This is a genomic window from Sorangium sp. So ce834, from assembly GCF_051521425.1.
Lineage (GTDB): Bacteria > Myxococcota_A > Polyangia > Polyangiales > Polyangiaceae > Sorangium > Sorangium cellulosum_D.
In genome coordinates this window covers 9964063-9988069 of record NZ_CP150351.1, presented here as the reverse complement: position 1 = coordinate 9988069, position 24007 = coordinate 9964063, and the positions used below count along the sequence as shown (strand labels likewise).

General features: G+C 74.2%; 17 protein-coding genes. 9 read left to right on the top strand and 8 right to left on the bottom strand.

Annotation, left to right across the window (positions count from 1 at the left end; all coding sequences use genetic code 11):
• Positions 1–2: 2 nt before the first annotated feature.
• The 5 genes from WMF20_RS36715 to WMF20_RS36695 all read right to left on the bottom strand — a co-directional run bounded on the left by WMF20_RS36715 (position 3) and on the right by WMF20_RS36695 (position 5656).
• Entirely contained in the window at positions 3–1598 is a 1596-nt protein-coding gene (locus WMF20_RS36715) for a GDSL-type esterase/lipase family protein (protein ID WP_437606437.1), read from the bottom strand.
• A gap of 49 nt (positions 1599–1647) precedes the next feature.
• Positions 1648–3165: an FHA domain-containing protein gene (locus WMF20_RS36710; protein WP_437606436.1), complete on the bottom strand. Its 1518-nt coding sequence runs from the start codon at positions 3163–3165 to the stop codon at positions 1648–1650.
• A gap of 404 nt (positions 3166–3569) precedes the next feature.
• On the bottom strand, positions 3570–4256 hold the full coding sequence (locus tag WMF20_RS36705; protein WP_129578645.1) for a TIGR00266 family protein: 687 nt from the start codon (positions 4254–4256) through the stop codon (positions 3570–3572).
• Positions 4257–4272: 16 nt separating this feature from the next.
• Positions 4273–4941 (bottom strand): TIGR00266 family protein, encoded by a 669-nt coding sequence (locus WMF20_RS36700; protein ID WP_129578644.1) that lies wholly within the window; start codon positions 4939–4941, stop codon positions 4273–4275.
• 19 nt (positions 4942–4960) lie between these two features.
• Positions 4961–5656 carry a TIGR00266 family protein gene (locus tag WMF20_RS36695; RefSeq protein ID WP_129578643.1) on the bottom strand — a complete coding sequence of 232 codons (696 nt, stop codon included), beginning with the start codon at positions 5654–5656 and terminating at the stop codon, positions 4961–4963.
• 158 nt (positions 5657–5814) lie between these two features.
• On the opposite strand from WMF20_RS36695, the gene WMF20_RS36690 reads away from it, so the two are divergent.
• Positions 5815–8424, top strand: a complete 2610-nt coding sequence (locus tag WMF20_RS36690) for a protein kinase domain-containing protein (protein WP_437606435.1) — start codon at positions 5815–5817, stop codon at positions 8422–8424.
• Positions 8425–8462: 38 nt separating this feature from the next.
• Here WMF20_RS36690 and WMF20_RS36685 read toward each other — a convergent pair whose 3' ends face one another.
• The 3 genes from WMF20_RS36685 to WMF20_RS36675 all read right to left on the bottom strand — a co-directional run bounded on the left by WMF20_RS36685 (position 8463) and on the right by WMF20_RS36675 (position 12194).
• Positions 8463–8984 carry a hypothetical protein gene (locus WMF20_RS36685; RefSeq protein ID WP_129578641.1) on the bottom strand — a complete coding sequence of 174 codons (522 nt, stop codon included), beginning with the start codon at positions 8982–8984 and terminating at the stop codon, positions 8463–8465.
• A gap of 9 nt (positions 8985–8993) precedes the next feature.
• The gene (locus tag WMF20_RS36680; RefSeq protein WP_437606434.1) at positions 8994–10979 is read right to left on the bottom strand and encodes an AarF/UbiB family protein; all 1986 of its coding nucleotides are present in this window, start codon (positions 10977–10979) and stop codon (positions 8994–8996) included.
• Between the two features lie 75 nt (positions 10980–11054).
• On the bottom strand, positions 11055–12194 hold the full coding sequence (locus tag WMF20_RS36675; RefSeq protein ID WP_437606433.1) for a serine hydrolase domain-containing protein: 1140 nt from the start codon (positions 12192–12194) through the stop codon (positions 11055–11057).
• A 131-nt stretch (positions 12195–12325) separates the two neighbouring features.
• On the opposite strand from WMF20_RS36675, the gene WMF20_RS36670 reads away from it, so the two are divergent.
• The 8 genes from WMF20_RS36670 to WMF20_RS36635 all read left to right on the top strand — a co-directional run bounded on the left by WMF20_RS36670 (position 12326) and on the right by WMF20_RS36635 (position 23967).
• A complete protein-coding gene (locus WMF20_RS36670) occupies positions 12326–13201 on the top strand; it encodes a protein-L-isoaspartate O-methyltransferase family protein (RefSeq protein ID WP_437606432.1) in 876 nt (291 codons plus the stop codon).
• A gap of 199 nt (positions 13202–13400) precedes the next feature.
• A complete protein-coding gene (locus tag WMF20_RS36665) occupies positions 13401–14546 on the top strand; it encodes an AAA family ATPase (RefSeq protein ID WP_437606431.1) in 1146 nt (381 codons plus the stop codon).
• On the top strand, positions 14543–15304 hold the full coding sequence (locus WMF20_RS36660; protein ID WP_437606430.1) for a hypothetical protein: 762 nt from the start codon (positions 14543–14545) through the stop codon (positions 15302–15304). Before WMF20_RS36665 ends, WMF20_RS36660 begins: the two co-directional genes overlap by 4 nt.
• Before the next feature lie 789 nt (positions 15305–16093).
• A complete protein-coding gene (locus WMF20_RS36655) occupies positions 16094–17311 on the top strand; it encodes a type II secretion system F family protein (protein ID WP_129578637.1) in 1218 nt (405 codons plus the stop codon).
• The gene (locus WMF20_RS36650; RefSeq protein WP_437606429.1) at positions 17311–18777 is read left to right on the top strand and encodes a sensor histidine kinase; all 1467 of its coding nucleotides are present in this window, start codon (positions 17311–17313) and stop codon (positions 18775–18777) included. Before WMF20_RS36655 ends, WMF20_RS36650 begins: the two co-directional genes overlap by 1 nt.
• Before the next feature lie 370 nt (positions 18778–19147).
• Positions 19148–19741, top strand: coding sequence for an MlaC/ttg2D family ABC transporter substrate-binding protein (locus WMF20_RS36645; protein ID WP_437606428.1), 594 nt, complete (start codon positions 19148–19150; stop codon positions 19739–19741).
• A gap of 220 nt (positions 19742–19961) precedes the next feature.
• A complete protein-coding gene (locus WMF20_RS36640) occupies positions 19962–22577 on the top strand; it encodes a tetratricopeptide repeat protein (protein WP_437606427.1) in 2616 nt (871 codons plus the stop codon).
• Between the two features lie 97 nt (positions 22578–22674).
• On the top strand, positions 22675–23967 hold the full coding sequence (locus WMF20_RS36635; protein WP_437606426.1) for an aspartate kinase: 1293 nt from the start codon (positions 22675–22677) through the stop codon (positions 23965–23967).
• The last annotated feature ends 40 nt before the right edge of the window (positions 23968–24007 follow it).

Below are 24007 nucleotides of genomic sequence, written 5' to 3'. Positions count from 1 at the left end.
CCTCAGGGCCGGCCCGCGGCCGCCTCCGCCTTCCAGGCCTCGTAGGCCTCCATCAGGGCCAGGTACACCCAGCGGCCGATCACCTCGGCCCCCGCGCCCGACGGGTGCGCGAGATCGGCGCCGCCGAGCCCCCGCTGGACCCACACCCCCATCGAGCCGGAGCCGCCCATCGCGCCGAACGTGTCGAAGTAGCCGCAGCCGACCTGCCCGGCCACCCGGCGCTGGATCGCCGCGAGCTTCGGGATCACCGGCCGGCTCCGGTAGACCTCGCCCTTCTTGTCGGCGCGGTCCATCGGGCCCACGAGCAGGCACGACGACTCGGGCAGCGCCGCCCTCACCTGATCGAGCACCGCCTTCATCGTCGACTCGACCTGATCGAGCGGGAACAGCTCGCCGTCCTCGCTCTCGTTCATGCCGTACTGGAACACCGTCAACGACGGGTTCCGCGCGCGCAGCTGCTCGGCGAAGTGGGCGTCGTCGCTCTTGTCGAGGAAGCGGATGCGGCAGCCCTGGATGCCGATCGCGTCGAGCACCACCCCCGGCGTGTCCCGCTCCATCCAGACCCCGAACGCGCGCACCCCCGGCCCGCGCGCCCACACCTCGAGCGCATGCGGCCCGTCGGGCACCTCGTAGGTCGCGATCGCCGAGCTGGCCGCGTCGGCCCGCGTGTCGATCGTCTCGCGGCTCTCGCCGTCGATCTTGATCTCCATCCGCCCGCCCTCGGGGTGCTTCAGGTAATCGACGGCGAACCGCGAGACCGCGCGCCCGTAGCTCCCGCTCTCCGCGGTGGCGAAGCGCGAGAACACCCCCGCGCCCTGCGAGCGGAACGACACGCCCCCGAGCCCGTACAGCCCGTCCTTGGCGAACGGGCCGACGACGCGGCTCACCTGCCAGCCAGGGCCGGCGGAGCGCACCACGTCGTTGTGGAAATATCCAGGCCATGCGTTGGCCATCAGCATGAAGCCGTGGCCCGCGTCGCCGAACCGCTTCTGCAGCTTGCGCCGCAGCGTCGCGGTCACGAAGTCGCTCGCCACGATGGAGTCGCCGAAGTAGGTGATGCGCGCGATCGACCCCGGCGCCTTGCGCTCGACCGCGGCGAGCGCGCGGAAGAACGGCGTCATCGCCTTGCCGCTCGGGTCCTCGATCGGGCGCGGCGGCTTCCCCTCGGAGGCGACCGCGGCCGGCACGAGCTCGGCGGCCGCGGGCGGCAGCGCGACCTCCTCGGGCTGGCGCAGCTCGGCCTGCTCGGTGGTCTCCGTGACGAGCGTCGTCTCCCCGACCGACGCGACGGGCGCCGGCGCCGGGACAACGACGAGCCCCTCGCCCTCGGGCAGCGGCGTGAGCAGCCGCAGCCGCCGCAGGCTCGGGTGCGCGTAGGGCAAGAGCACGAGCAGCGCGAGCGTGGCCAGCGCCCCGGCCGCCGGCGAGACGAGCCCGTTCCGCGGCGCTCCTCCCGCGGGCGGCGCGGCGCGCCCGCCGGACGGGGGCGCGCCGTGCGCGGCCGGCTCGCGATCGGAAGGCCCGTGGACGGCCGGCTCGCGATCGGAAGGCCCGTGGACGGCCGGCTCGTGGGCGCTGGTGCTGCTCGTGGAGGTCATCGATGCGCGGACGGGAGGGAAGAGGGGCGCTCTGCGACGGCGTGCCCGCTCAGAGGCCGGCGTCCGGAGGAGCGTTGCGCTTCTCCAGCTTGTCCAGCGCCGCGGTCGCCCTGTCGCGGCAGCTCATGTCGCCCTGGTGGATGCAGATCGCGCGCAGCAGCTTGATCTCGCTGGCGGACGCGCGCCCGCCCCAGACCTTCGGCTCGAGCGCCCTTCGCTGCGCCGGGTACGAGCTCGAGTCGAGCGGAGCGCTCGCCTGCGGGGCGCCCGTGTCCGCGGCCTTCGGCGTCGAGGAGGCCGGCGGCGCGGGCGCGGGCGTGTGCGCGTGCTGCTGCGGGGACCAGGACATCTGCGGCACGCCCTGCGGCGCGGGCTCCGGCTCGGGCGGCGCCTCGGGGTCGACCTGCCGCCGCATCTCGGCCACCCGCTCGCGGAGCGCCGTCGGTACGCCCGTCGTCTTCGCGATCTCGTTGAGCAGCGAGAGCTTCTCGCTCTTGGTCGCGGCCCGCTCGACCTGCTGGAACATCGCCTCCGCCCAGCGCTCCTCGATCTCCCGGAAGCGCTGCGTCTCGCGGACCGGCGCCGTCTCGGCGATCTCCTGCAGCTTCCGGTGCGCGGCGTCGATGTTCCCCGCGCGGAGGTGCTCGTGCGCCGCGTCGAGGATCTGCGCGTCGTTCCCCCCGAGCTCCGGCGTCGTGGGGCGCGCGTCCGGCTCGGGCACCGCCGGCCCCTGCGAGCGAGCGCGGGTGACCGCGACCACGGCGATGGCGAGGATCACGGCCACCGCAAGGAGGATCCCCATCGCCTTGCTCGCCCCGCCGAGCGAGCGGGACGACTGCACCGCGGGCGCCACGCTCCCGTACGCGCCCGGCGAGCCGGGGCCGCCGTCCGGTCCGGCGCGAAAGATCTTGCCGGCGGCGACGAAGCGGAGCCGCACGTCGCCGAGCTCGAGCGCGTCGCCCGCCTCGAGCAGCCCGCGCTTCAGCTCGACGCCGTTGATGCGCACGCCGTTGGCGCTCTGCTTGTCGACGACCTCGTAGCGGCCGTTGCCCAGGCTGATGAGCTCCGCGTGCAGGCGGCTCACGGAGCTGTGGTTGATCGAGATCGTCGCGTCCTCGGAGCGCCCGATCGTGAAGCGCTCCCCGTCGAGCGGGAACTCCGCGCCGGGCGTCGGGCCGACCACCATGACGAGCCGGTTCGGGCGGGTGTGGAGCGGCAGGTGCGCCGTGCTCCGGCTGCCGGGCGGCGGCGTCGGGCTCGTCACCGCGGACGAGAGCGCCTCATCGACGATCTCGATGCGGTAGTCGCCGAGCTGCACGAGGTCGCCGTGGCGCAGGTGCTGCTCGCCGTTGACGCGCCCGCCGTTGACGTACGTGCCGTTGTAGCTGTCGAGATCGCGGATGACCCAGCCCTGGCCGTTCTTGGCCAGCGTCGCGTGGCGCCGCGAGACGTTGCGGTCGGTCAGCCGGATCGAGTTCGACTCTCCGCGCCCGAGCGCATACTCCTCATGGGCGAGGGGGAGCCCCGTCTGTTTCCCCTCGTCATCCTCGATCGTCAGCTTCCACATAGCGGGTTCGGGGCATTCAGGCGACGCCAGGCTCGCCCCGCGAGCCGCTGTGGATCGGTGGCATCTGCCGTTCGCCGTGCGAGCCTCCTCTGCGAGGCCGGACTACTTTAGCGAGTCCGCCTCCGGGAAGGCAACGACGGCGCGCCGACCGATGGCGGGCGGCCGGGACCGCGGCCTTTCGCCCGCCTCCTTCGGCCAGCGGCGGGCGGCGCCGGGCAAGAACCCGGCGGGCCACCAGCCGGCCGGCGCGCGGAGAGCGGCGCGCTCGCATGCGCCGAGCGCCGCCACGCCCCGCGCGCCGCCGGCTGGACGCGGCGTCGCCGCGCCCGCGCGCAGCCGCGGCGGAACGTCGCGGCCGCGCGGCGTTCCGCCCCGGGTCCGCGCTCGGCGCGGCGCGCAGCGGGCTAATGGCCGCCTCCCACGGGCCGAAACGGGTGGAGGAACGCCGAGAGCGCCCCCGGGTTCCGGGTCTGCAGCCAGAGCCGCCCGTGGCCCTGGAGCTCGCAGACGAGCCCCTCGCCGGACAAAAACAGGCCCTTCAGGCCGGCCAGCTTGCGCACCTGATACCGCAGGCCCTCGGTGAACGCGAGCAGGTGTGTGTTGTCGCAGATATATCCCTGGTGCTGCCGGCCGACGTCGATCGCGTGGATACCGCCGTAGCTCGAGAACCAGATCAGCCCCTCGCCGTAGGCCCGCAGCAACGACAGGCCGCCGGCGAAGAAGCCCTTGGCGCCCTGCCACTTCGTGTCGAGCGCGATGCCGGGCGTGGAGGCGAGATAGGCGCCCGACTGGAGGAAGACCTCCATCCCCGAGCGCAGGACGATGCGCTCGATCGACCCCTCGGGCGCCGGCGCGAGCCGCATCGACTGCATGGGCGCGGTCGCCGTGAACGTGTTCTGGAAGAGGCTCTCTCCGGCCGTCAGCCTGCGTTTGAGCGCGCTGGCGAGCCCGCCTTGCAGGCTCGTCTTCATGTCGATGGCCGCGTCGCGCGCGACCATCGCGCCGCTCTCGGCGATGATCTGCTCGCCGGCGTGCTCGAAGGTCACGTGGAGGACGCCGAACTCGGGGTTGTCTCGGATCTCGTCGCGCACGCCGTCCCCTCGGTCTCTAGGGTTGCCGCGGGGCGAGCCGCGCGCCGACCGCCGCGCCGTACCTGCCGGCGTTGCGAGACTGGACCCACAGGCTGCCGCTGCCCTCGACGTGGCAGACGAGCCCCTCGCCCGAGAGCCACGTGCCGAGCCACGTCGACGTGTTCTTGCCGATCCGGCACGAGAGCGTCGACTCCCACGCTGCGAGGTGGCCCGTGTCGATGACGACGTGGCCTCTCACCGGGAGCTCCTCGAGCGCGCCGAAGCCGCCGATGATCATCTGACCTTGCCCGGCCGTCTCGAGGGCGAAGAGCCCCGCTCCCGAGAAGAAGCCGCGCAGGCCGCCCGAGCGCGTCTTCACCTCGACCTCCGGGCTGGACGCGACATAGGCGCTGCTCTGGACGCACCATTGCCTGTCGCCCACCTCGAGCACCGCCATGTCCCCGGGCAGCGGCGTCGCGAACAGCACCTCTGCGTGGCCGCCCTCCGCGATGAACGAGTTCCGGTAGAACGACTCTCCGGCCAGCATCCGCTTCAGGCCCGACATGATGCCGCCCGACTGCGTCTCCACCCGCACGTTGGTCGACATGCCCACGAGCGCGCCGCTCTCGGCGATCACGTGCTCGCCCGGCGCGAGCCAGCACTGCGCGAGGGCCTGGGAGGGACGGTAGAGGAGATTCACCTGCATCGGACGTCTCCGTCGCTCCTCAGGGCGGGAGCAGCGGCGCGAGCCACCCCACGAGCGCGCCGGCGCTGCGCGACTGGATCAGCACGCGGCCGCGGCCGGTGAACTCGCACACCACGCCTTCGCCGGAGACCATGAGCCCCATGAGCCCACCGCCAGGGCTCCTGATCTTGAGCGCGAGCGACGCGTCGAACCCGACGAGGTGCCCGCCGTCGACGATGAGCGACCCGTCGCAGGGGAGCTCGTCGATCGCGCCGTAGCTCGTGATCCAGAGATCGCCGACGCCGGAGGCCTCGATGAAGAAGACGCCCTCCCGCGCGAGGACGGCGCGCAGCCCACCCCAGCGCACCTTCACGTCGATGTCGCCCGCGCTCGCGAGGTAGGAGCCGGCGCTGAAGAGCATCGTCTCCCCGCGGAGGGGGACGTGCTTGACGCGGCCGCTGAGGGGCGGGGCGAGCCACACCCACCCGCCCTCGGGCGCCTCGATGTGGTTCACGAAGAACGTCTCGCCGCCCGCGAGCTTCCGGAGCAGCGCGACGACTAGCGCCTTGAGCCGCCCGAAGAGCCCGGCGCCGCGGCCCGCGTTGAGCCGGACGACCGTCCGCAGGCTCGGCGAGCGCGCGACCATCGCGCCCGCCTCCGCGAGCAGCGCCTCGCCAGGATCGAGGCTGACCTCCAGCAGCGAGGACGACGGCTCATGCTTGGTGCGATGCTGCATTCGTCCACCCGCGGGGCACGTACATATAACGGACCCACGGCGGGAGCGGAAGCGGGAAGAAGGTGTGTCGAGGTGAGCTCGCGCGACGTATTTCATGTTTTCTGTCCAGCGGCTCGCTCGCGCTGACTTCTACCCTTCGGCGTGGGTAGACTGAGCGCGTGAGCGACAGGCGACTTACGGCCTCCGAGCCGACGCCCCGCACCGAGCCGCGCAGCGAGCACGGCCAGGGGTCCGGCTTCGTCGCCGCGCCCCAGCGCATCGCCGGGCGCTACGAGATCCTCGGCCTGCTCGGCACCGGCGGCATGGGCAGCGTCTATCGCGTCCGCGACGTGGAGCTCGACGAGGTGGTCGCCCTCAAGATGCTGCGGCGCGATCTCGCCGACTCGGCCGGGATGCTCGAGCGCTTCCGGCAGGAGGTGAAGCTCGCGCGCCGCGTGACGCACCGGAACGTCGCGCGGACGTTCGACTTCGGCGACCACGAGGGCGAGAAGTTCCTCACGATGGAGTGCGTCGACGGCGAGTCGCTGCACAGCGTCCTCGCGCGGACGGGCCCGATGCCGGCGCAGCAGGTCATCGGCATCGGCTGCGCCCTCTGCGACGGGCTCGGCGCCGCGCACGCGGCCGGCATCGTGCACCGCGACCTCAAGCCCGAGAACGTGCTCCTCGACCGGGGCGGGCGGGTCGTCATCACCGACTTCGGCATCGCCCGCGCCTCGTCCGGGCCGAGCGCCGGCGAGTCGGCCGGCTTCGTGCTCGGCTCCCCCGCGTACATGTCGCCGGAGCAGCTGACCGGCGAGCCCGACATCGACGCGCGCACCGACATCTACGCGCTCGGCATGATCCTCTTCGAGTGCCTGACCCACCGGCGCGCCTGGCCGGGCTCCGGCGCGATCGCGGCCGCCATGGCGCGGCTGCGGTCCCCGCCGCCGGACCCGCGCTCCGTCCGTCCTGACGTGCCCCTCGCCGTCGCGGACGTCGTCCTGCGGTGCATGGCGACGCGCCGCGAGGATCGCTACGTGAGCGCGGCCGAGGCCCACCGCGCGCTCCTGCTCGCGCGCTCGCGGGTGTCGATCGCCCCGCAGCCGGCGCAGTCGCTCGCCTCGATGATCGCCGCGTCCGCGGCCACGGCCGCGCCGACCGCGCGGCAGCCGATCGAGCAGAACCCGACCCGCGTCGCCGCGTCCGTCGAGGCGGTCACCGCGCCGCAGCCGCGGCTCATGTCGCCCACGCTGTCGGCGCCCGTGCCCACGCCGGCGCCCACGTCCACGCCCTCGTCCGCGTCCTCGCCGGCGCTGAAGACCGTCGCCGTGCTCCCGTTCCGCAACGTCGGCGCCCCGGACGACGAGTACCTCGCCGACGGCTTCACCGAGGATCTCACCGACACCCTCTCGATGACGGCCGGCCTCAAGGTGCGGCCGCGCGCCGCGGTGTCCCGGGTGCGGCTCGACGGCCGCGACCCGCGGGACATCGGCCGCGAGCTCGGCGTGCAGGTCGTGGTCGAGGGCTCGCTGCGCCGCACCGGCGGCGGCTACGGGCACGACCCGCCGCGCTCGCAGCCCTCGGCGCCGTACTCGCGGCCGGGGTCGCGCCTGCCGCCCGCGGGCCCGCCCGCGGGCGTGCGCGTGACCGCGCGCGTCATCAGCGTCGAGGACGGGTTCCAGCTCTGGGCGAAGCGGTTCGACAGCTCGCCCGAGGCGCTGCTCGCGGTGAGCGACGACGCGGCGAGCGCCATCGCCGGGGCGCTCACCGTCGACGCCGCCAGCCGCGAGCGCGAGGCGCCGAGCGACCCGCGCGCGATCGACCTGTACCTGCGCGCCCGCCACCAGCTGCGGCACCTCTGGTACGGCGACGCCGCGCCGGCGGTGTCGCTCTTCGAGGAGGCGCTGTCCTTCTCTCCGAACGACCCGAGCATCCTCTCCGGCTACGCCATCGCCTCGGCGCGGCTGATGGCCGCGCAGGGCGACGGCAGGGCGCAGCTCGCGAAGGCGCAGCAGGCGGCCGAGCGGTCGATCGCGCTCGCCCCCTCGCTCGGCGAGCCGTGGGTGGCGCTCGCGACGGTCCGCTTCAGCGCGTGCGACCCCATAGGCGCCGTGCCGGCGCTGCGCAACGCGCTCCAGCGCGCGCCGAGCCTGGCCAAGGCGCACGAGCTGCTCGGCCGCATCCTCCTCGAGGCGGGGCTCGTCGACGAGGCGGTCTTCCGGCTCGACACGGCGCTGTCGCTGGATCCGGGCGAGCCGTTCCCGCGCTGGGAGCTCGCGCGGGGCCGGGCGCTGCTCGGCGACTGGGCGGGGGCCGGCATGCTCCTCGACACCGCCGCGGAGGACCCGTCGAGCCGCTTCCACAAGGCGATCATGCGCGCCCGGTTCGGGCTGTGGCGCGGCGCCCCGTACCCCATCGACGACCTCTTGCCGCCGTCGGCGGAGAACGTCCCGATCCAGTACGCGCGCATCTACCGCGACGTGCTCGCGACGTCGCGGCTCTCGGACGAGCAGCGGGCGTTCTTGCGCGCGAGGTCGGACGGCGCGGAGCCGGGCAGCCGCCTGCGCCCGCTCTTCCTCCAGATGCACGCCGAGCTCCTGGCCTTCCTCGGCGAGGACGACGCGCTCTTCCGCACGCTCGCGGGCGCGGTGGAGGCGGGGCTCTTCGACGCCCTCTGGATGCAGCGCTGCGCGGTGCTCGATCGCGCGCGGTCAGACGCGCGCTTCGCCCCGCTCCGCGCGCGCGTCGAGGAGCGCGCCGCGGCGGTCGTCGCCGCGTTCAAGGCCTGAGCGCCGCGGCCGCGCGCGATCGTCGCTCGGGTCGCCGCTCAGCCCCTGCGCGCGTTCTTGGCGCCCCGGGAGACGGCGGGCATCAGCACGTCGCCCTCCACGTGCCCGGAGACGTCGAGGACGGTGCGGCCCTCCGCGTCGCGCCCGGGCCGCTCCCGCGTGTAGCGCTCCGCCGGGGCGGCGAGCACGACGCCGAGCTCGCGCGCCGCGGTCGTGAGCTCGGCCGACAGCGCCGCGTCGATGATCCGGGCCCGCTCGCCGCTCGACGAGCCGGCGGGGATGGCGACGGCCACCGAGCCCGTGACGACCCCCTCGCGCGCGAGCAGCCCGTGCGGCGAGCCGGTCGTCCGCGCGAGCGCGAGCGCCACGCGCGCCGCCTCCAAGCGGTCGCGCGCGGCGGCGAGCGACGCCGCGCCGCGGCGGAGGATCTCGCGCGCGCCGTCCCCCGGGTCGCCGCGGTAGGCCTCGGCGAGCTCCGCGTTCGCCTCCCTGATCCGCGTGATTTCGGCCTCGGCGGCCGCGACCTCGGCCTCGTACTGCGACAGATCGATCGAGCTCATTGCGTGTCGTCAACCTCGGTTCGTGAACAGGATGCTCCCCGCGAGCAGCGCGCCGGCCGCCGCGGCGCCGTAGAGGCAATAGCGCGCGAGCGCCGCGTGGCCAGCGAGGTAGAGCTGCAGCCCCGCGAAGCCGGCGGCGATCGCGAGCGCCGCGTAGATGAGCTGGCGCACCCCCGTATAGACGAGCGACGCGGCCTGGGCGAGGCCGCGGATCTTGACCTCGGCCTCGCCGCGGTTGGCGCGCGTCAGGTACTTGCGCAGGTCGTCCGGGATCGTCAGCGCCTTGATCCCCATGTCCTTCGCCGCCTCGAGGGCGATCTGCGCCCAGTCGCGGCTGCCGAGGACGAAGTCCTGCACGTAGGGGCGCACGACATCCATGGGGTTGAGGTCCGGATCGAGCTGCGTGCAGACGCCGGTGAGCAGGAGGAGGGTGCGCTCGAGCAGCACGAAGTCGCGCGGCACGTGGAACGCGCCGGAGAGCTCCTTCAGCCCGATGTTCATGCGCCGGAGGTCGATCAGGCTCTCGATGCCCTTCTGCGGGTCGAGCTTGATGTCCTTCAGGTTGAAGGACTCGAGCTTCACCTCGTCCTGGAAGCGCTGGTGGAAGAACTCGACGACCTTCTCGCTGACGTCGACGGTGTCGCGCCGCGAGAAGAAGCGCATCTTGCGCAGCGCCTTGATGATCCCCTCGGTGTCGCGGCGGATCACGGCCTCGAGGAACTCGGGGATGCCCTCGCGCATCTCCTGGGAGAGCTCGGCGACCGCGCCGAAGTCGAGCAGGATGAGCTCCCCGTTCGGCCCGACCAGCATGTTCCCCGGGTGCGGATCCGCGTGGTAGATGCCGTCGATGAAGATCTGCTGGCAGAAGACCTGCACGATCTGCCGGGCGAGCGCCTTGCGGTCGACGCCGTGCGCCTCGAGGGCCGCGACGTCGCCGACCTTGATCCCCTCGACGAACGTCGTCGTCATCACGCGCCGCGTGCAGTAGGGCTCGATGGGCCGGGGGAACCGGACCTGCGGCTGCTTCGCGAAGTTGTCGGCGATGCGCACGATGTTCCTGGCCTCGCGCACGAAGTCGAGCTCCTCGAGGATCATCGAGCGGATCTGGTGGTAGTAGGCGTCGAGCCCCTGCACGGGGACGAACTGCGCGACGATCGCCATGATGCGGCGGATGGTGAGCAGGTCGAGGCGGACGATCTCGTCGATGTCGCGGTGCTGCACCTTCACGGCGACGTGGGTGCCGTCCATGAGCCACGCCTCGTGGACCTGGCCGAGCGAGGCGCTCGCGAGCGGCTCGCGGTGGAAGCGGGCGAAGACCTGGTCGATGGGGCGCCCGAGCTCCTCGGCGATGCGCGCCTCGATCTCCTCGTAGGGGCGCGGCGGCACCTGGTCCTGCAGCCCCTCGAGCCCCGCGCGCAGCGTCGCGGGGAGGAAGTTCGCCATGATGCTGAGCATCTGGCCGACCTTGATGAAGAGGCCCTGGAGCTCGACGATCGTGCGCTCGATGCGGCGGGCGTTCCTCGCGTGCACCTCGTCCACGCGGCCCTGCGCCCACGCGTCGCCGAAGAGGCGGCGCAGGAAGAAGAACCAGAGGTAGCTCGCGATGACGGTGAACGTCGTCAGGTAGGCGCGGATGAAGCGGCCGCTCTGCGCGGCGTTCTGCCGGAACGAGCGGGGCGCCGCCGCGGGGCGCTGCGACGGCTCGCGGGCCCCGGGCGCGGGGCCGGCGACGTCGGGCGGCCTCGGCGTGGTGGCCGCGCCGTCGGGCGGCATCGACGGGGTGGCCGCGCCGTCGGGCGGCATCGACGGGGTGGTCGCGCCGTCGGGCGGCCTCGATGGGGTGGCCGCGCCGTCGAGCGGCCTCGGCGTGGCGCCGTCGGGCTCGCGCTGGACCGCGCCGGGGCGCAGCTCGCCGGGCGCGCGCGCGGGCTCGGTGGGCGAGCGGAGCAACCCGGGGGACGGGCCCTGCTGTTCAGGTGCGGCGCCGTGTGACACCGCGGCAGCCTAGCATCGCTCGGCTTCAGCCCGCGAACACGCGGGCTCGATGCGGCGCGCCATGCCCTCGTCGCGTCATCGCGCGGCGGCCATGGCCTCCGCGATCGCGTCGTAGACCGCGGGGCGCGCGCGGCGGATCGCGTCGGAGGCGCGCGTCGGGTGGACGCGGTTCGTGAGCAGCACGCCGACGAGCTCGGCGTCCGGGTCGATCCAGAGGCTCGTCCCGGTGAAGCCGAGGTGGCCGAAGGTCCGCGGGCCGAAGCGGGCGCCGGCGCTCGGCCTCTCGCCGCTCTTGCCGTCGAACCCGGCGCGCAGCGACCCGCCCGGCCGCGGCTCGATCAGCCGCTCGACCTCGTCGCGCGAGAGCCACTCCGGCCGGTCGCCCGCGAGCGCCTCGAGCAGCGCCACCCCGAGCCGCGCCACCGACATCGCGTCGCCGAAGAGGCCCGCGTGCCCGGCCATCCCGTCCTGCGCGATCGTCCAGGCGTTGTCGTCGTGCACCGCGCCGCGGATCACGCCCCCGCGGAACGCCACGTCCTCGGTGGGGGCGACGCGCTCGTCGAACCGCGGATCGCGGCGCCTGAGCGCGCGGGCCGAGGCGACCGCGAGCCCGAGGGGGCCGGTCACCTCGCGCGCGACGACCTCGTCGAGCTCCGCCTCGCCGCGCCGCGCGACCGCGGCGCCGAGGAGCAGGTACCCGAGGTCGCTGTACACCGGCGGGAACCCGCCCTCGGGCGGATCGCCCGCGCACCCCTCGCGGCGCGCGTCCGCGCAGGCGAGGAGCGCCTCGAGGGGATCGATCGGCGCGCCGTCGCCGGGCCTATGGAGCGTGCGGTGCGCCTCGAGCCCGGCGCGGTGCGCGGCGAGGAGCTCGAGCGGCACGGCGGCCGATCGCGTGCCGGCGAGCTCGGGCAGCACCTCTCCGAGCGGCTCGTCGTACCTCGCCTTGCCGGCGCGAACGAGCCGGGCGAACGAGAGCGCGGTGAACGGCTTCGTCACCGACGCGAGGTCGAAGATCGCGTCCATCGTCGCCGCGGGCGGCGCGCCGCCCGCGCCCGCCGGCGGGCTGTCCTCGAACCACAGCCGCCCGGCTGCGCCCGATCCGTACCGGACGTTGTTCCGTGTGCGCACGGCGGCGGCGACGCAGGCGCAGGGCGCGGCGCTGTGTTCTTCGACCGCGAGCGCTGCGATCGGCGTGAGGTCGACGAGGGCCATGGCCGAGGATGAGGAGGCGCGTGCGCCCCTGTCAAACGAGCTCTGACGGCGGGCTGGACCGGGCCTGGGGAAACGCGGAACGCTCCCCGAAAGATCGAGCGGCGGGGCCGGTCCTGCTTCAGGATCTCGCGGTGAGCTCTCCCTCGAGCACCGAATCACGCGCCGCGGTCGCGTCGCTCGCCGCGCTCGCGGCGAGGTACGACGATCGCCGGCCCGATCGCTGGGCGTCGGTCCCCGAGGAGCTCGACGCCGCGATCGCGTTCGACGTCGAGCTCGCCGAGGCTGGGCGCGTCGCGCGCGCGCCGCTCGTGGCCGAGCTCGCGCGCCGCTTCGAGTTCCCCGCGCGCTACCTCGACGCGATCCTGCTCGTGCCGCGCGAGCGCTTCGTCCTCCCGGAGGACCTCGCGGCCTCCGCGGACGACACGCCGCTGCCGCTCGATCGGGCCGGTCACGCGACGGTGAGCGCGCCGCACGCGTACCTGCTCACGTTCAGCCTGCTCGGCCTCGCGCCGGGCGATCGTCTGCTCGAGCTGGGCACCGGCACCGGCTACGGGGCGGCGCTCGCGCGGCGCATCGTCGGCCCGGCCGGTCACGTCACCTCGATCGAGATCGACCCTGCCCTGCACGCCCGCGCGGCGCGGCTCCTCGGCGCGCGTCCGGATCGCGATGGCGACGACGCGGCGCTCGCGAGCAGCGGCGCCGGGCCGTCCGACGAGGGCGCGGGTGTCACGTTGCTGTGCGGCGACGGGCGTTCGCTCGCCGAGCGCGTGCTCGCGTCCGGGCGGGCGACGCCGTCGGAGCGTCCCTGGAAGGTCGCGGTGACCTACGCGCTGATCGAGCCGCCCGCCGCGCTCGAGGAGCGGCTGGCCGACGGCGGCGTCCTTGTCGCGCCGGTCGGCGCGTGGGAGGGCCACCAGGAGCTCATGCGCGTCGAGCGCCGGCAGGGCGCGCTCCTCCGCGAGGTGCACGGCGCGGTCCGCTACGTGGCGGAGCGCGGGCGCGGGTAGGCCGCTCGCTGGGCATGCCGGGGGGCGCGACCGCCGGCGGCGGGCCGGCGCGCGGTGCATCGCGCGCGGGTGTGCGTCCCAGGGCTGTCGGAGGCTGGTCCTGCGCGCCGTACGGCCTCCTGGCTCACGGCGACGCGCGGCAGCGGCGCGGCTAGGCTTCTGTACCCGGCCTCGAGCCCGGGTTAACGAGGAAGCGGCGATGCTGACGGAAGCACACTTCAAGAATTTCAAGCTGCTTCGAGACGTGAGGTTGCCTCTCGGTCGGCTCAACGTGCTGGTCGGCCCGAACGCCGTGGGCAAGAGCACCGTGTTGGAGGGGCTGCACGACCTGCTCCAGCTTGCCGCCGCGAAGCCTGGGTGGTCCACGACCATCCATTCGGGGGTGCTCTTCAGGGGCGAGCGTGCGGTGGAAGACCTTGTCGCGAAGCCGGACGCCACCGAGCTCGAGCTGGGAGCCGTCCTGGAGGACGGAAGGCGGTTCCGTCTTCTCGCACGGGCCGCGACAAAGGAGCCGCAACCCGAGTGGGGGGACCTGTGGTTCGGCAAGGAAGGGCAGGAGACGAAGCTCTCTCTGCCCTGCGACGACCAGACGAAAGAACAGAGCTTTTTTAGAGGCCCCCGCGAGGCGGGGCTCGGATCGGTCGTCCGGCTCAAGCTGCACGCCGAGACGCTCGCCGCGGAGCACTACTCTGAAGAGGAGATCCCAGGCGTCGGGCACGATGGTGAGGGTCTGGCTTCCGTGCTGCAATACGTGCAGGGGCTGCGTGACGGAACCCTGGACGCGATCGAACGGGATCTGGCGACCATCGTCCCTGGCGCGCGGCGTATCCGCGCGCTCCCCGCCCGTGTCCGGCGCCGGGAGAAGCAGCGGATATCCGTCGATGGCCAGGACTTCTGGGCCGATCGGTCGCGCGACGTCACCGGCGCCCGCTTCGAGGTCGAGTGGGAAGGGCTGGGGTGGGTGCCGGCCGGTCAGCTCTCCGAGGGGACGCTGCTCGCGCTCGGCCTCATCACGGCCGTGCGCTTCGACGCGCCGCGCCTCGTCCTGCTCGACGATCTGGACAAGGCGCTGCACCCGGTCGCGCAGCGCAAGCTCGTCGCGCACCTCCGTGGCGTGCTCGACGCGACGCCTCACCTGCAGATCGTGGCGACGAGCCACTCGCCGTTCCTCCTCGATGAGCTGCGCGTCCAGGAGGTCATCGTGATGAGCCGCGCTGGAGCGCGCGGCTCGGCGCTGCGCCGGCTCGACGAGCACCCGACATCGCAGAAGCGGGGCGCCTATCTTCGTCCGGGTGAGTTGTGGAGCCTCGTCGGCGAGGGGTGGGTGAGCGAGGGCGGCGGGTGAGCGCTGTCGCCCTGGGGGTCGCCGCCGAGAGCGCCGGCGACGTACGGATCGTTCAGACCCTCGTGGACCGGCTGCTCATCGACGAGATCCGCTGGGTGGCGGAGACCTTCGAGGGGTGTCGGGCGTCGATGGAGGATAGCCTCTCCCCGTGCCGGAGCTGGCGGGGCGTGGAGGGCTCCGGCTGGCTCGACCTCCACCGCGTCTCGGATCTCGCCCGCGAGCGCGGGCTCCGCATCTACGGCAGCTTCGCCGGGGATCCGGGGGAGGCCGATGCGCGGATGCACCGAGCCGCGCTCCTGCTCTTCGCGGAGGAGGCCGAGCCCCCTGCAGCCGTGGTGATCGCGCGGGATCTGGACGGCAGGGCGGAGCGCGCCGAGGGCTTCGCCCAGGCGGTAGCGGCCGGGAGCTGGCCGTTCGATGTTGTCATCGGTGCCCTTCCAGAGCCCGAGATCGAAGCCTGGCTGATTGCAGCATGGATCCCCGAGGACGACCCAGAACGCAAGCGCCACGCGGCCCTCCGCGGCGAGCTCCACTTCGACCCCTGCACGAAGCCGGAGCAGCTCACCTCGAAGAACGAAGCGGACCGTAAGGACGCCAAGCGGGTCCTCGGGGTGCTGGCCTCCACCGGCCGGGATGCCCTCGCGCGCTGGGCCGACGTTCCCCTCGAGCGTCTCGAGGCCCATGGTGGCGCGTGCGGCCTCGCTCGCTTCGTGCGCGAGGTGCGGGAGCGTCTCGTGCCGCTCGTGGAACGCGGCTGAGGTGTCGCTGCCCTCGGCCGCGAGGCGGTCGTTGCGCTTCCGGACCCGATGCTTCGTCGCCTCGACGACGGGAGCCCCTCGCACGGCCTCGCCTCGAGGGCTGTGTCGTCCGGTTCGACCCCCAGCATGTCCGGATGACACACCTCCCTGTCCAGATGACACACTTCCCTGTCCAGATGGCACACTTCTCTGTCCAGAAGACGCCCCTCCGTGTCCAGACGACGCTCCTTCGCGTCCGGATGACACACTTCCGTGTCCGGGTGCGAGCTGTGACGGTCCGTGCCAGTGCCCGCTGCCTTGTGGCTCATCGAAGCCGCCGTCTCCTGGCCTCGCGGTGAGCGCCGGCGGGGGTCTCCGCGCGGCGGGGGCGGGTGGGCGCGGCGAGCACCGAACGAGGTGCCATAAGGTTTCAGGGGGCTCTGCGTCTCAGGCGCGCCTTGTGTGGCGCGCGACGAGACGTCCCAGGAGGCATGGCCCGAAGTGAGACATGCCGGGCGGTGTTCTCAGCGCGAGCGCCTCGGTCCCCGTCTTGGCGGATGGCCGAGCGCCCACCCGCCCCCGCCGCGCGGAGACCCCCGCCGGCGCGTGCGTCTCGGGATCGCGGTCCCTCCGCGTCCACGTCCCACGTCGCACCACCCCCCCGCCCTCTGGATCAGAGAAAGCCCCACCGTCTTTGACCCCCGGCCTCGCCGAACTTTATCCTGGCGTCCCCGGAGGCGGGGCCGCCCCGGCGCGTCGGCTCGGCCCGCCGTGGACCCAGGGAGACCCAGGGAGAAGACCGGAAGCACTATGGCGGAGTTCGTTTGGGAGGCGCGCGGCCGCACCGGAGAGATCCGGAAGGGCACGATGGAAGCCGAGAACGAGGCGGCGGTGCAGAACCGGCTCCGCGCTCAGCAGCTGAGCCCGACCCGCGTCAAGAAGAAGGGCGCCGCGCTCAACATCAGCCTGAGCTTCGGCTCGGGCGTCGAGGCCAAGGACCTCGTCAAGTTCATCCGCCAGTTCGCGACGATGATCGACGCCGGCCTCCCGCTGGTCCAGTGCCTCGAGATCCTGTCCAACCAGGAGCCGAACAAGATCTTCCAGGCCGCGCTGCGCGACATCAAGAACACGGTCGAGCAGGGCGCCACGTTCAGCGACGCGCTCCGGCGCCACCCGAAGATCTTCGACGACCTGTTCGTCAACCTCGTCCAGGCCGGCGAGGTGGGCGGCATCCTCGACAGCATCCTGAACCGGCTCGCGATCTACATCGAGAAGCGCGTGAAGCTCGCGCGCCAGGTGCGCGGCGCGCTCGCGTACCCGATCGCCGTCATCGTGATCATGATCGTCGTCATGGTCGTGCTGATGTCGTTCGTCATCCCGTCCTTCGAGACGATGTTCGCGGAGTTCGGCGCGAAGGACGCGCTCCCGCAGCTCACGAAGATCGTCATCGCGACCTCGAAGGCGTTCGTCACCTACCTGCCGCTCATCGCCGTGCTGACCGTCGCCGCCATCGTCGGCGGGACCTACTTCTACCGCTCGCCGTCCGGCAAGCGGATGGTGCACCGCCTCGTGCTCCGGCTCCCGATCATCGGCCCCGTCATGCAGAAGATCGCCGTGGCGCGGTTCTCGCGCACGCTCGGCACGCTCCTCGGCTCCGGCGTGCCTATCCTCGACGCGCTCGACATCGTCGCGAAGACGGCGGGCAACGTCGTCGTCGAGGAGGGCCTCATGTACTCGCGCCAGAAGATCTCCGAGGGGAAGAACATGGCCGAGCCGCTCGGCGAGATGCAGGTCTTCCCCGGCATGGTCGTGCAGATGGTCGCGGTCGGCGAGCAGACCGGCGCCCTCGACACGATGCTGAACAAGATCGCCGACTTCTACGAGGAGGAGGTCGACGTCGCCGTCTCCGCGCTGACGTCGCTGCTCGAGCCGCTCCTCATGGTCGTCGTCGGCAGCATGGTCGGCGTCGTGCTCATCTCGATGTACCTGCCGATCTTCGATCTCGCCGGCAAGATCAAGGCGGAGTGATGTCGCCCGCGGCCCCCCCGGCGGACCCGGGCGGCGAGGCCGTGGCGCGGCGGGACGAGGTCGAGGCCGGGGCGCCGCCGCCGGCGCCGCCGGTCGCGTCGCCGGTCCCGCCCGGCGCACCCGGCGGCGCCGAGGCGCCGCTCGCGAGCCGGCTCACCTGGCTCATCGCGCTGCGCCTCGCCGTGCTCACGGTCTTCCTCGTCGTGACCGCGGCGGTGTACCTCCGCGGCTTCACCCCCGGGGGCTTCTCCAGCATCGTCGCGCTCGTGACGGTCGCCGTGGCGTACGGCGTCTCCGGCGTCTACGCGGTGTTCCTGCGCATGCGGCGCGCCCTCCGCGCGATCGCACGGGCGCAGCTCGTGACCGACCAGATCACCTGGACCGCGCTCGTGTACATCACCGGCGGGGCCACGAGCGGCGCCACGTCGCTCTACGGCCTCACCTGCCTGACGGGGGCGATCCTCCTCGGCGTCCCCGGCGCGATCGTCGCCGCCGCGTCCGGGGCGTCGGCGTACCTGCTCCTGTGCGCCGCGCTCGGGCTCCACCTGCTCGGCGTGCCGCCCGACCAGCCCGCCGGCGCGTACGCGACGCAGTGGGACGAGCTCCGGTACCCCATGTTCGTCAACCTGCTCGCGATCGTGGTGGTCACGCTGCTCGCGAGCTACCTGGCGGAGCGGCTGCGCGCGACCGGCGGCCGGCTCGTGCAGGCGACGGCGCGGGCGGAGCAGGCCGAGCGGCTCGCGGCGCTGGGCCGCCTCGCCGCGGGGCTGGCCCACGAGATCCGCAACCCGCTCGGCTCGATCGCGGGCTCCATCGAGCTCTTGCGCACGGGCGGGACGCTCTCCGACGAGGACCGGAAGCTCTGCGAGATCATCGAGCGCGAGACGGCGCGCCTGAACGACCTCGTGGGCGACATGCTCGATCTGTCGCGCCCGCGGGTGCCGGCGCTCGAGGGCGTGGACCTCTCGGCGACGGCCCGCGACGTCGTCGTGCTCGCGGGGCGCTCGGGCCGCGGCGGCGACGTCGAGGTCCGCTTCGAGGGGCCGCCGTCCGCGCCCGTGACCGCCGACGCCGCCCAGATGCGCCAGGTCGTCTGGAACCTCGTGCGGAACGCGATCCAGGCGAGCTCGGCGGGCGCCGTCGTGACCGTGCGCCTCTGGCGCGACGCGGGCGCCTGGCTGCTGGAGATCCGCGACCAGGGGCGGGGCATCCCGGCGGGCGCCCGCGATCGCCTCTTCGACGCGTTCTTCACGACCCGCACGCACGGCATGGGCATCGGGTTGGCGGTGGTGAAGCGGATCCTCGACGATCACGGCTTCGCGATCGAGGTCGACAGCCGCGAGGGCGAGGGCACCGCGTTCCGGGTGCGGGTCCCGGCCGGTCCGCTCGCGGCCGGCGAGCCGGAGCCCCGCGCGGACGCCGCGGCCGGCGCGCAGCTCGCCCCGCGATCCCGCTCGGCGGGCTGACGCGGGGACGCCCGCCGCCGCGCTCGCCGCGCGTCACACCGGGCGCGTGGCGCTCCGTTCACGCTCCCCGGCGCGTCGCCGCCCGGGGCCCCGCGGGAGATTGCGGCGGAGCCCGCCCCCGCGCGTGAATAGCCCGCGGAGACCGTCGTCTGCCCCTGGACAGCGGCCCGGCGCCGGCGGATTGCTCTGTGATTTCGCGGCGTTCATGGAAAGCACGGACCAGACGTGGTCGCGCCGCCGCGGCCTCGTCCTACGTGGCAGGCCGCTTGCCTCGTGCGTAGAACGACTAGAACGAGGGCGAGCAGCGCAGGCGACCGAGGCTCGCGCGCGGCTCGCAGGCATAGAAGGAGAACCATACGTGACACGCAGGATGAACCATCTCTTCGCGGCGACGTTCTCGCTGCTCGCGCTCACGCTCGGCCAGGTGGGCCTCGCGAACGCCGGGCCGGCGACGGACGTGGTCAAGGCCAAGCAGACGGTCCTGTTCGACCTCCTGAAGAAGGGAGGGGCCGAGAGCCAGAAGAAGGTCGGCGCGGTCTTCGACGAGATGCTCGACTACTCGGCGCTGGCGGAGAGCTCGCTCGGCAGCGAGTGGGCCGCCCGGACCGACGCCGAGAAGAAGCAGTTCACCGAGCTGCTCAAGCAGCTCGTGCGCAGGGCCTACGAGCGCAACCTGAAGAAGACGCTCGACTTCAACATCGAGTACACGAGCGAGACCCAGAGCGACGGCGTCATGACGGTCAAGACGAGGGCCGTCTCCAAGAAGGACGCGCGCGAGGAGCCGGTCGAGATCGCCTTCAAGCTCTCCGAGAAGGGGGGCACCTGGCTCGTGCGGGACATCGTCACCGAGGGCGTCAGCCTGGTGGGGAGCTACCGCGCGCAGTTCACGAAGATCATCAAGAAGGACGGGTTCCCGGCGCTCGTCCAGAAGATGAAGGACAAGCTCGCCAAGGGCGACGTCTGACGCGCGACCGCTGACCGCCCGGCGCGCGCCGTCCCCCCTCGCCGCGCCGGGCGAGGCGCCCACGCGGCCAGCGCCCGCGCAGCCCGGCCACCTCGGCCGTTCGCGGCCCCTTCCCGGGCGCCCGGCCGCTCCTCCCGCCCGCTCCGCCGCGTCATCCTTCGTCCGGCGTGATCGCCGTGAACTCGCCTCGAATGCCGCGGGGTTGATAGCCTTGGCGGGTATGGCTGCTGGACAGAGGCGCGGCCGGTCGGCGCGCGCGCTGGGCCTCTCGCCGTCGCTCCGCGCGCTCGCGCCCGGCGGCGGCGCGGCCTCGCGCCCGCCCGACGACCGCCCCGTCCTCCGGCTCGCCGTCAGCAAGGGGGCGCTCGCGATCGAGCTCGGCGAGCCGTTCGCGATCGGCCCGCTCCGCGTCACCGAGCTCGTCGTGCGGCTCGCCGGGATCCGGTTTCCCGTCGACCTCTCCGGCGGGGTCGCGCGCTTCCGGCACCGGCGCGGCCAGCTCGCCCGGCTCGTCGTCGAGGCGCAGGGGACCGAGCTCGCCGGCTGGGCCGCGCCGCGGCTCCGCGGCTTCCTCGGCGACGGCGCGCCGCAGCTGATCATCGCGCCCATCGAGGACGGCGCGCTGGTCGCGCTGCGGTCCGGCGAGGCGGCGCTCGCGTTCGACGTCGCCGTCGCGCCCAGCGAGCGCGCGCTCAGGCTCCTGCCGGAGCGCGCCCGCGGCGTCGGCCTCTCGGCCCCGCCGCACGCGCTCGCGCTCCAGGCGCTGTCGATGATGGCGGGCGCGCACGGCCGCCTCGTCGAGGGCGCGATCGTGCTGGACGCCGCGATCGAGCGGGTCGTGCGCCTGCTGCTGCCCGCCGCCGGCGCGAGGGCGCCCGCGGTGGCCGGGGTGCAGTGGGCGTCGGTCGTCGCGGAGGCGGGCCGCTTCCGCGCCGAGGGCGCGCTCGACGCGGCGCCTCCGGCGCTGGGCGACCGCGCGCTCCGGGCGCTCGAGGCGGCCGAGCTCGCGGGCGCCGCCGACGAGCTCGCGCTCGCGGGCGGTCACGACGACGCGCGCCGCGTCTACCTCGCCGCGCTGGAGCGCGCCCCGCGGCACCCCGAGATCTCCGCGCGCCTCGCGTGGATCGATCTCATGGCCGGCGAGCGCGCCGAGGGGGCGCTCTCGACCGTCGTCGACGCCATGCCCGCCGTGGACGCCGGCCTGCTCGGCGGCGCGCTCCTCGAGGCGGTCGGCGACCGCGACGGCGCGTTCTCGGCGCTGGCGCGCGCCGCGCACGCGGAGCCGTACGGCCCGCTCGCCGCGCTCGCCTGGCTGCGCGCGGCGCGGCTCGCGGACGCCATCGACGTGCGCCTCGACGCGCTGAACCTCGGCGTCGCGCGCGCGCCCGGGCTCGACGCGCTGCGCTGGGCGCGGCTCGAGGCGCGGCTCGACGTCGCCGACGTGCGCGGCGCGCTGGCGGACGCCGAGCACCTCGAGGCCGCCGCGCGCGGGGCCGAGGCGCGCCACGCCGCCTCCCGCAGGGCCGCGGAGGCGTTCCTCGCGCGGGGCCACGCGGCCGACGCGCGGGTGTTGTTCGAGCGGGCGCTCCGTTACGCGCCGGAGAGCCCCGACGTCGTCGCGGGCCTCGCGCGCTCGCTGCGGGCGGCGGGGGAGGGGAGGCGCGCGCTCGATCTCCTCGCCCGCGCGCGCGTCCTCGCCGCGCGTGGCGGCGTGCCCGCCGGCGCGCTCGATCTCGAGCTCGGCCGCGGCCTCGCGGAGATCGCCGGCGATCTCCCCGCGGCGGTCGCGCGCGTGCGGGCGATCCCCGCCGGCGCGCCGGAGTCGCTGGAGGCGCGGCTGCTCGAGGGCCGCTGGTGCGCCGAGCTCGGCGATCTCGGGGGAGCGTCGGTCGCGCTCGGGCGGCTGCGCGACGCGGTGGAGCTCGCGCTCCAGGACCGCGCCGCCGACGCAGGCTCCGCCCGCGCGGCGGGCTCGCCGCTCGCCGGCGGCCCGGCCGCCGTCGCGGCCCTGCTCGCCGAGGCCGCCGAGATCGAGGAGCGATCCCGCGGGGATCTCCTCGCGGCGCAGCGCCACCTCGGCCTCGCGCTGCGCCTGCGCCCGCGCGATCCGGAGATCACCGCCGCGTTCCGCCGCGTCTCGGGCGAGCTCGCGCCCCAGGGGGCGCCCCCGCGCGGGGCGCGGCCGAGCCCCGCGCCTCGTCCCCGCGCGACCGAGCAGCGGATCGAGGTCCACGTCCCTGCGCCGCCTCGCCGGCGCACGATCCCGCCCGAGCCCGTGGTGGTCGCCCCGCCGCCGGCCCCCTCGCCGCCGCTCGCGCCGGCCGCGATCGCCCGGACGCCGGCCGTCACCGCGCCGATCGCGCCGGCCCCCGCGCCGCGGATCGCGCCGCCGGCGGCCCCGCCGATCGCGCCGCGCGATCCCGGGCTCCTCGACGAGATGCCCACGTTCGACAGCGGCGACACGTCGACCGACCTGCCCGACATGCCGCCCGTCCCGAACAGCGTCACGCTGGCGGAGGGGCAGGCGCCGTTCGCCCGCGCGTTCGGCGTCGACGACGAGCTCCTGGCCGAGCGGCTCGCGGATCGGCTCCGCGCCGATCCCACCGACCACGGGGTGGCGATGGCGCTCGCCGACGTGCTGGAGCGGCTCGGCCGCGATCTCGATCTCCTCGCCCTGCTCTCGGCGCGCCTCGAGGAGGGGGACGAGGCCGCCCGCCAGGAGGTCGCGCCGCGGCGGCGCGACGTGCTCGTGCGGCTCGCCGCGAGGGCGCGGGCCGAGGGGCGCGCCGCCGAGGCGGAGCTCTACGAGATGCTGCTGCACGCCGAGCTCGGCTGATCGCGACGGCGCGCCGCGCGCCGCGCGTTTGGCCCGATCGCCGCGCCCGTGATAGCCGGATCTCCTGCGCAGCGCGCGCAGCGCTTGGAGGTGCAGCATGGCCGAGCAGCCGACGAACCGCGTCCAGCAGGAGGGCTCGCCGTGCGAGCCGGGCGCCTCGCCCGCGAGGCCGGGCCGTCCGATCATCGTGCAGAAGTACGGCGGGTCGTCGGTCGCCGACGTCGACAAGATCGGCAAGGTCGCCGACCGCGTCGTCGCCGCGAGGCGCGCCGGCAACGACGTCGTCGTCGTGGTCAGCGCGATGGGCAAGACGACCGACGGCCTGCTCGCCCTCGCCCGGCAGGCGGCGAGCGCGGGCGGCGGCGCCGCCGCGGATCCTCCCCGGCGCGAGCTCGACATGCTGCTCTCGACCGGCGAGCGCGTCTCGATGGCGCTCCTGTCGATCGCCATCCAGGCCCGTGGATTCGAGGCGATTTCGTTCACGGGCTCCCAGTCCGGCATCCTCACGAACGATCGCCATTTCGACGCGCGCATCATCGAGGTCCGCCCGTTCCGGATCGAGGACGAGCTCGCGCGCGGCCGCATCGTGATCGTCGCTGGCTACCAGGGGATGAGCTACCGCCGCGAGATCACGACGCTCGGCCGCGGCGGCTCCGACACGACGGCGGTGGCGCTCGCGGCGGCGCTGAGCGCCGAGCGCTGCGAGATCTACAGCGACGTCGACGGCGTGTACTCGGCCGACCCCCGTGTCGTCCCGGACGCGCGTCACCTGCCGGAGCTCGACTGCGCGGTCCTCCAGGAGATGGCCGAGTGCGGCGCGAAGGTCGTCTGCGCGCAGGCGGTCGAGTGGGCGCGGCGCTCCGGCGTGGCGCTCTATGCGCGCTCGACGTTCGACGTCGCCCCCGGCGCGCGCGAGACGGTGGTGCGCCGGTTCGCCCCCGGCTCGGCGTCCTCGACGCACTCGGCGCGCGCGATCGTCGCCGAGGGCAACGTCGTCCTCGCGCGGGCTCCCGGCGGTCTCCGGCTCGACGCGCTCCTCCGCGCGGCCGGCGAGCTCGGGCTGGGCTTCCGCGATCTCTCCTTCGGCCCTGGCGGCGGGTCGTTCGTGATCCCGCTCCTCAACGTGCCCGACTGGCAGGGCGCCAAGCGCCAGCTGGTCGCGTTGCTCCCGCAGATCGAGCTCGACGAGGGCCTGGCCTCCGTCAGCGTCGTCGGCGACGGCCTCACCGCGACGGCGTCGCCGCTGTCCTGCTTCATCGAGGTCCTCGGCGGCGCCGGCATTGCCCCCCGGTTCACGGTCGCGTCCCCCCTGCGCCTCGGCGCCCTCGTCGACGCCGTCGACGCCGCCCCCGCGCAGCGCCTGCTCCACGCCACGTTCGTCGAGCCCTGATCCTCAAGACACATCCCCCAACTCTTCGACTCCGCAGACC

What these genes read in the sequence shown, in the direction of transcription:
- WMF20_RS36715 (WP_437606437.1), bottom strand. Translation starts at nt 1,598, where the DNA reads ATGACCTCCACGAGCAGCACCAGCGCCCACGAGCCGGCCGTCCACGGG.
- WMF20_RS36710 (WP_437606436.1), bottom strand. Translation starts at nt 3,165, where the DNA reads ATGTGGAAGCTGACGATCGAGGATGACGAGGGGAAACAGACGGGGCTC.
- WMF20_RS36700 (WP_129578644.1), bottom strand. Translation starts at nt 4,941, where the DNA reads ATGCAGGTGAATCTCCTCTACCGTCCCTCCCAGGCCCTCGCGCAGTGC.
- WMF20_RS36695 (WP_129578643.1), bottom strand. Translation starts at nt 5,656, where the DNA reads ATGCAGCATCGCACCAAGCATGAGCCGTCGTCCTCGCTGCTGGAGGTC.
- WMF20_RS36685 (WP_129578641.1), bottom strand. Translation starts at nt 8,984, where the DNA reads ATGAGCTCGATCGATCTGTCGCAGTACGAGGCCGAGGTCGCGGCCGCC.
- WMF20_RS36675 (WP_437606433.1), bottom strand. Translation starts at nt 12,194, where the DNA reads ATGGCCCTCGTCGACCTCACGCCGATCGCAGCGCTCGCGGTCGAAGAA.
- WMF20_RS36665 (WP_437606431.1), top strand. Translation starts at nt 13,401, where the DNA reads ATGCTGACGGAAGCACACTTCAAGAATTTCAAGCTGCTTCGAGACGTG.
- WMF20_RS36655 (WP_129578637.1), top strand. Translation starts at nt 16,094, where the DNA reads ATGGCGGAGTTCGTTTGGGAGGCGCGCGGCCGCACCGGAGAGATCCGG.
- WMF20_RS36650 (WP_437606429.1), top strand. Translation starts at nt 17,311, where the DNA reads ATGTCGCCCGCGGCCCCCCCGGCGGACCCGGGCGGCGAGGCCGTGGCG.
- WMF20_RS36645 (WP_437606428.1), top strand. Translation starts at nt 19,148, where the DNA reads ATGAACCATCTCTTCGCGGCGACGTTCTCGCTGCTCGCGCTCACGCTC.
- WMF20_RS36640 (WP_437606427.1), top strand. Translation starts at nt 19,962, where the DNA reads ATGGCTGCTGGACAGAGGCGCGGCCGGTCGGCGCGCGCGCTGGGCCTC.
- WMF20_RS36635 (WP_437606426.1), top strand. Translation starts at nt 22,675, where the DNA reads ATGGCCGAGCAGCCGACGAACCGCGTCCAGCAGGAGGGCTCGCCGTGC.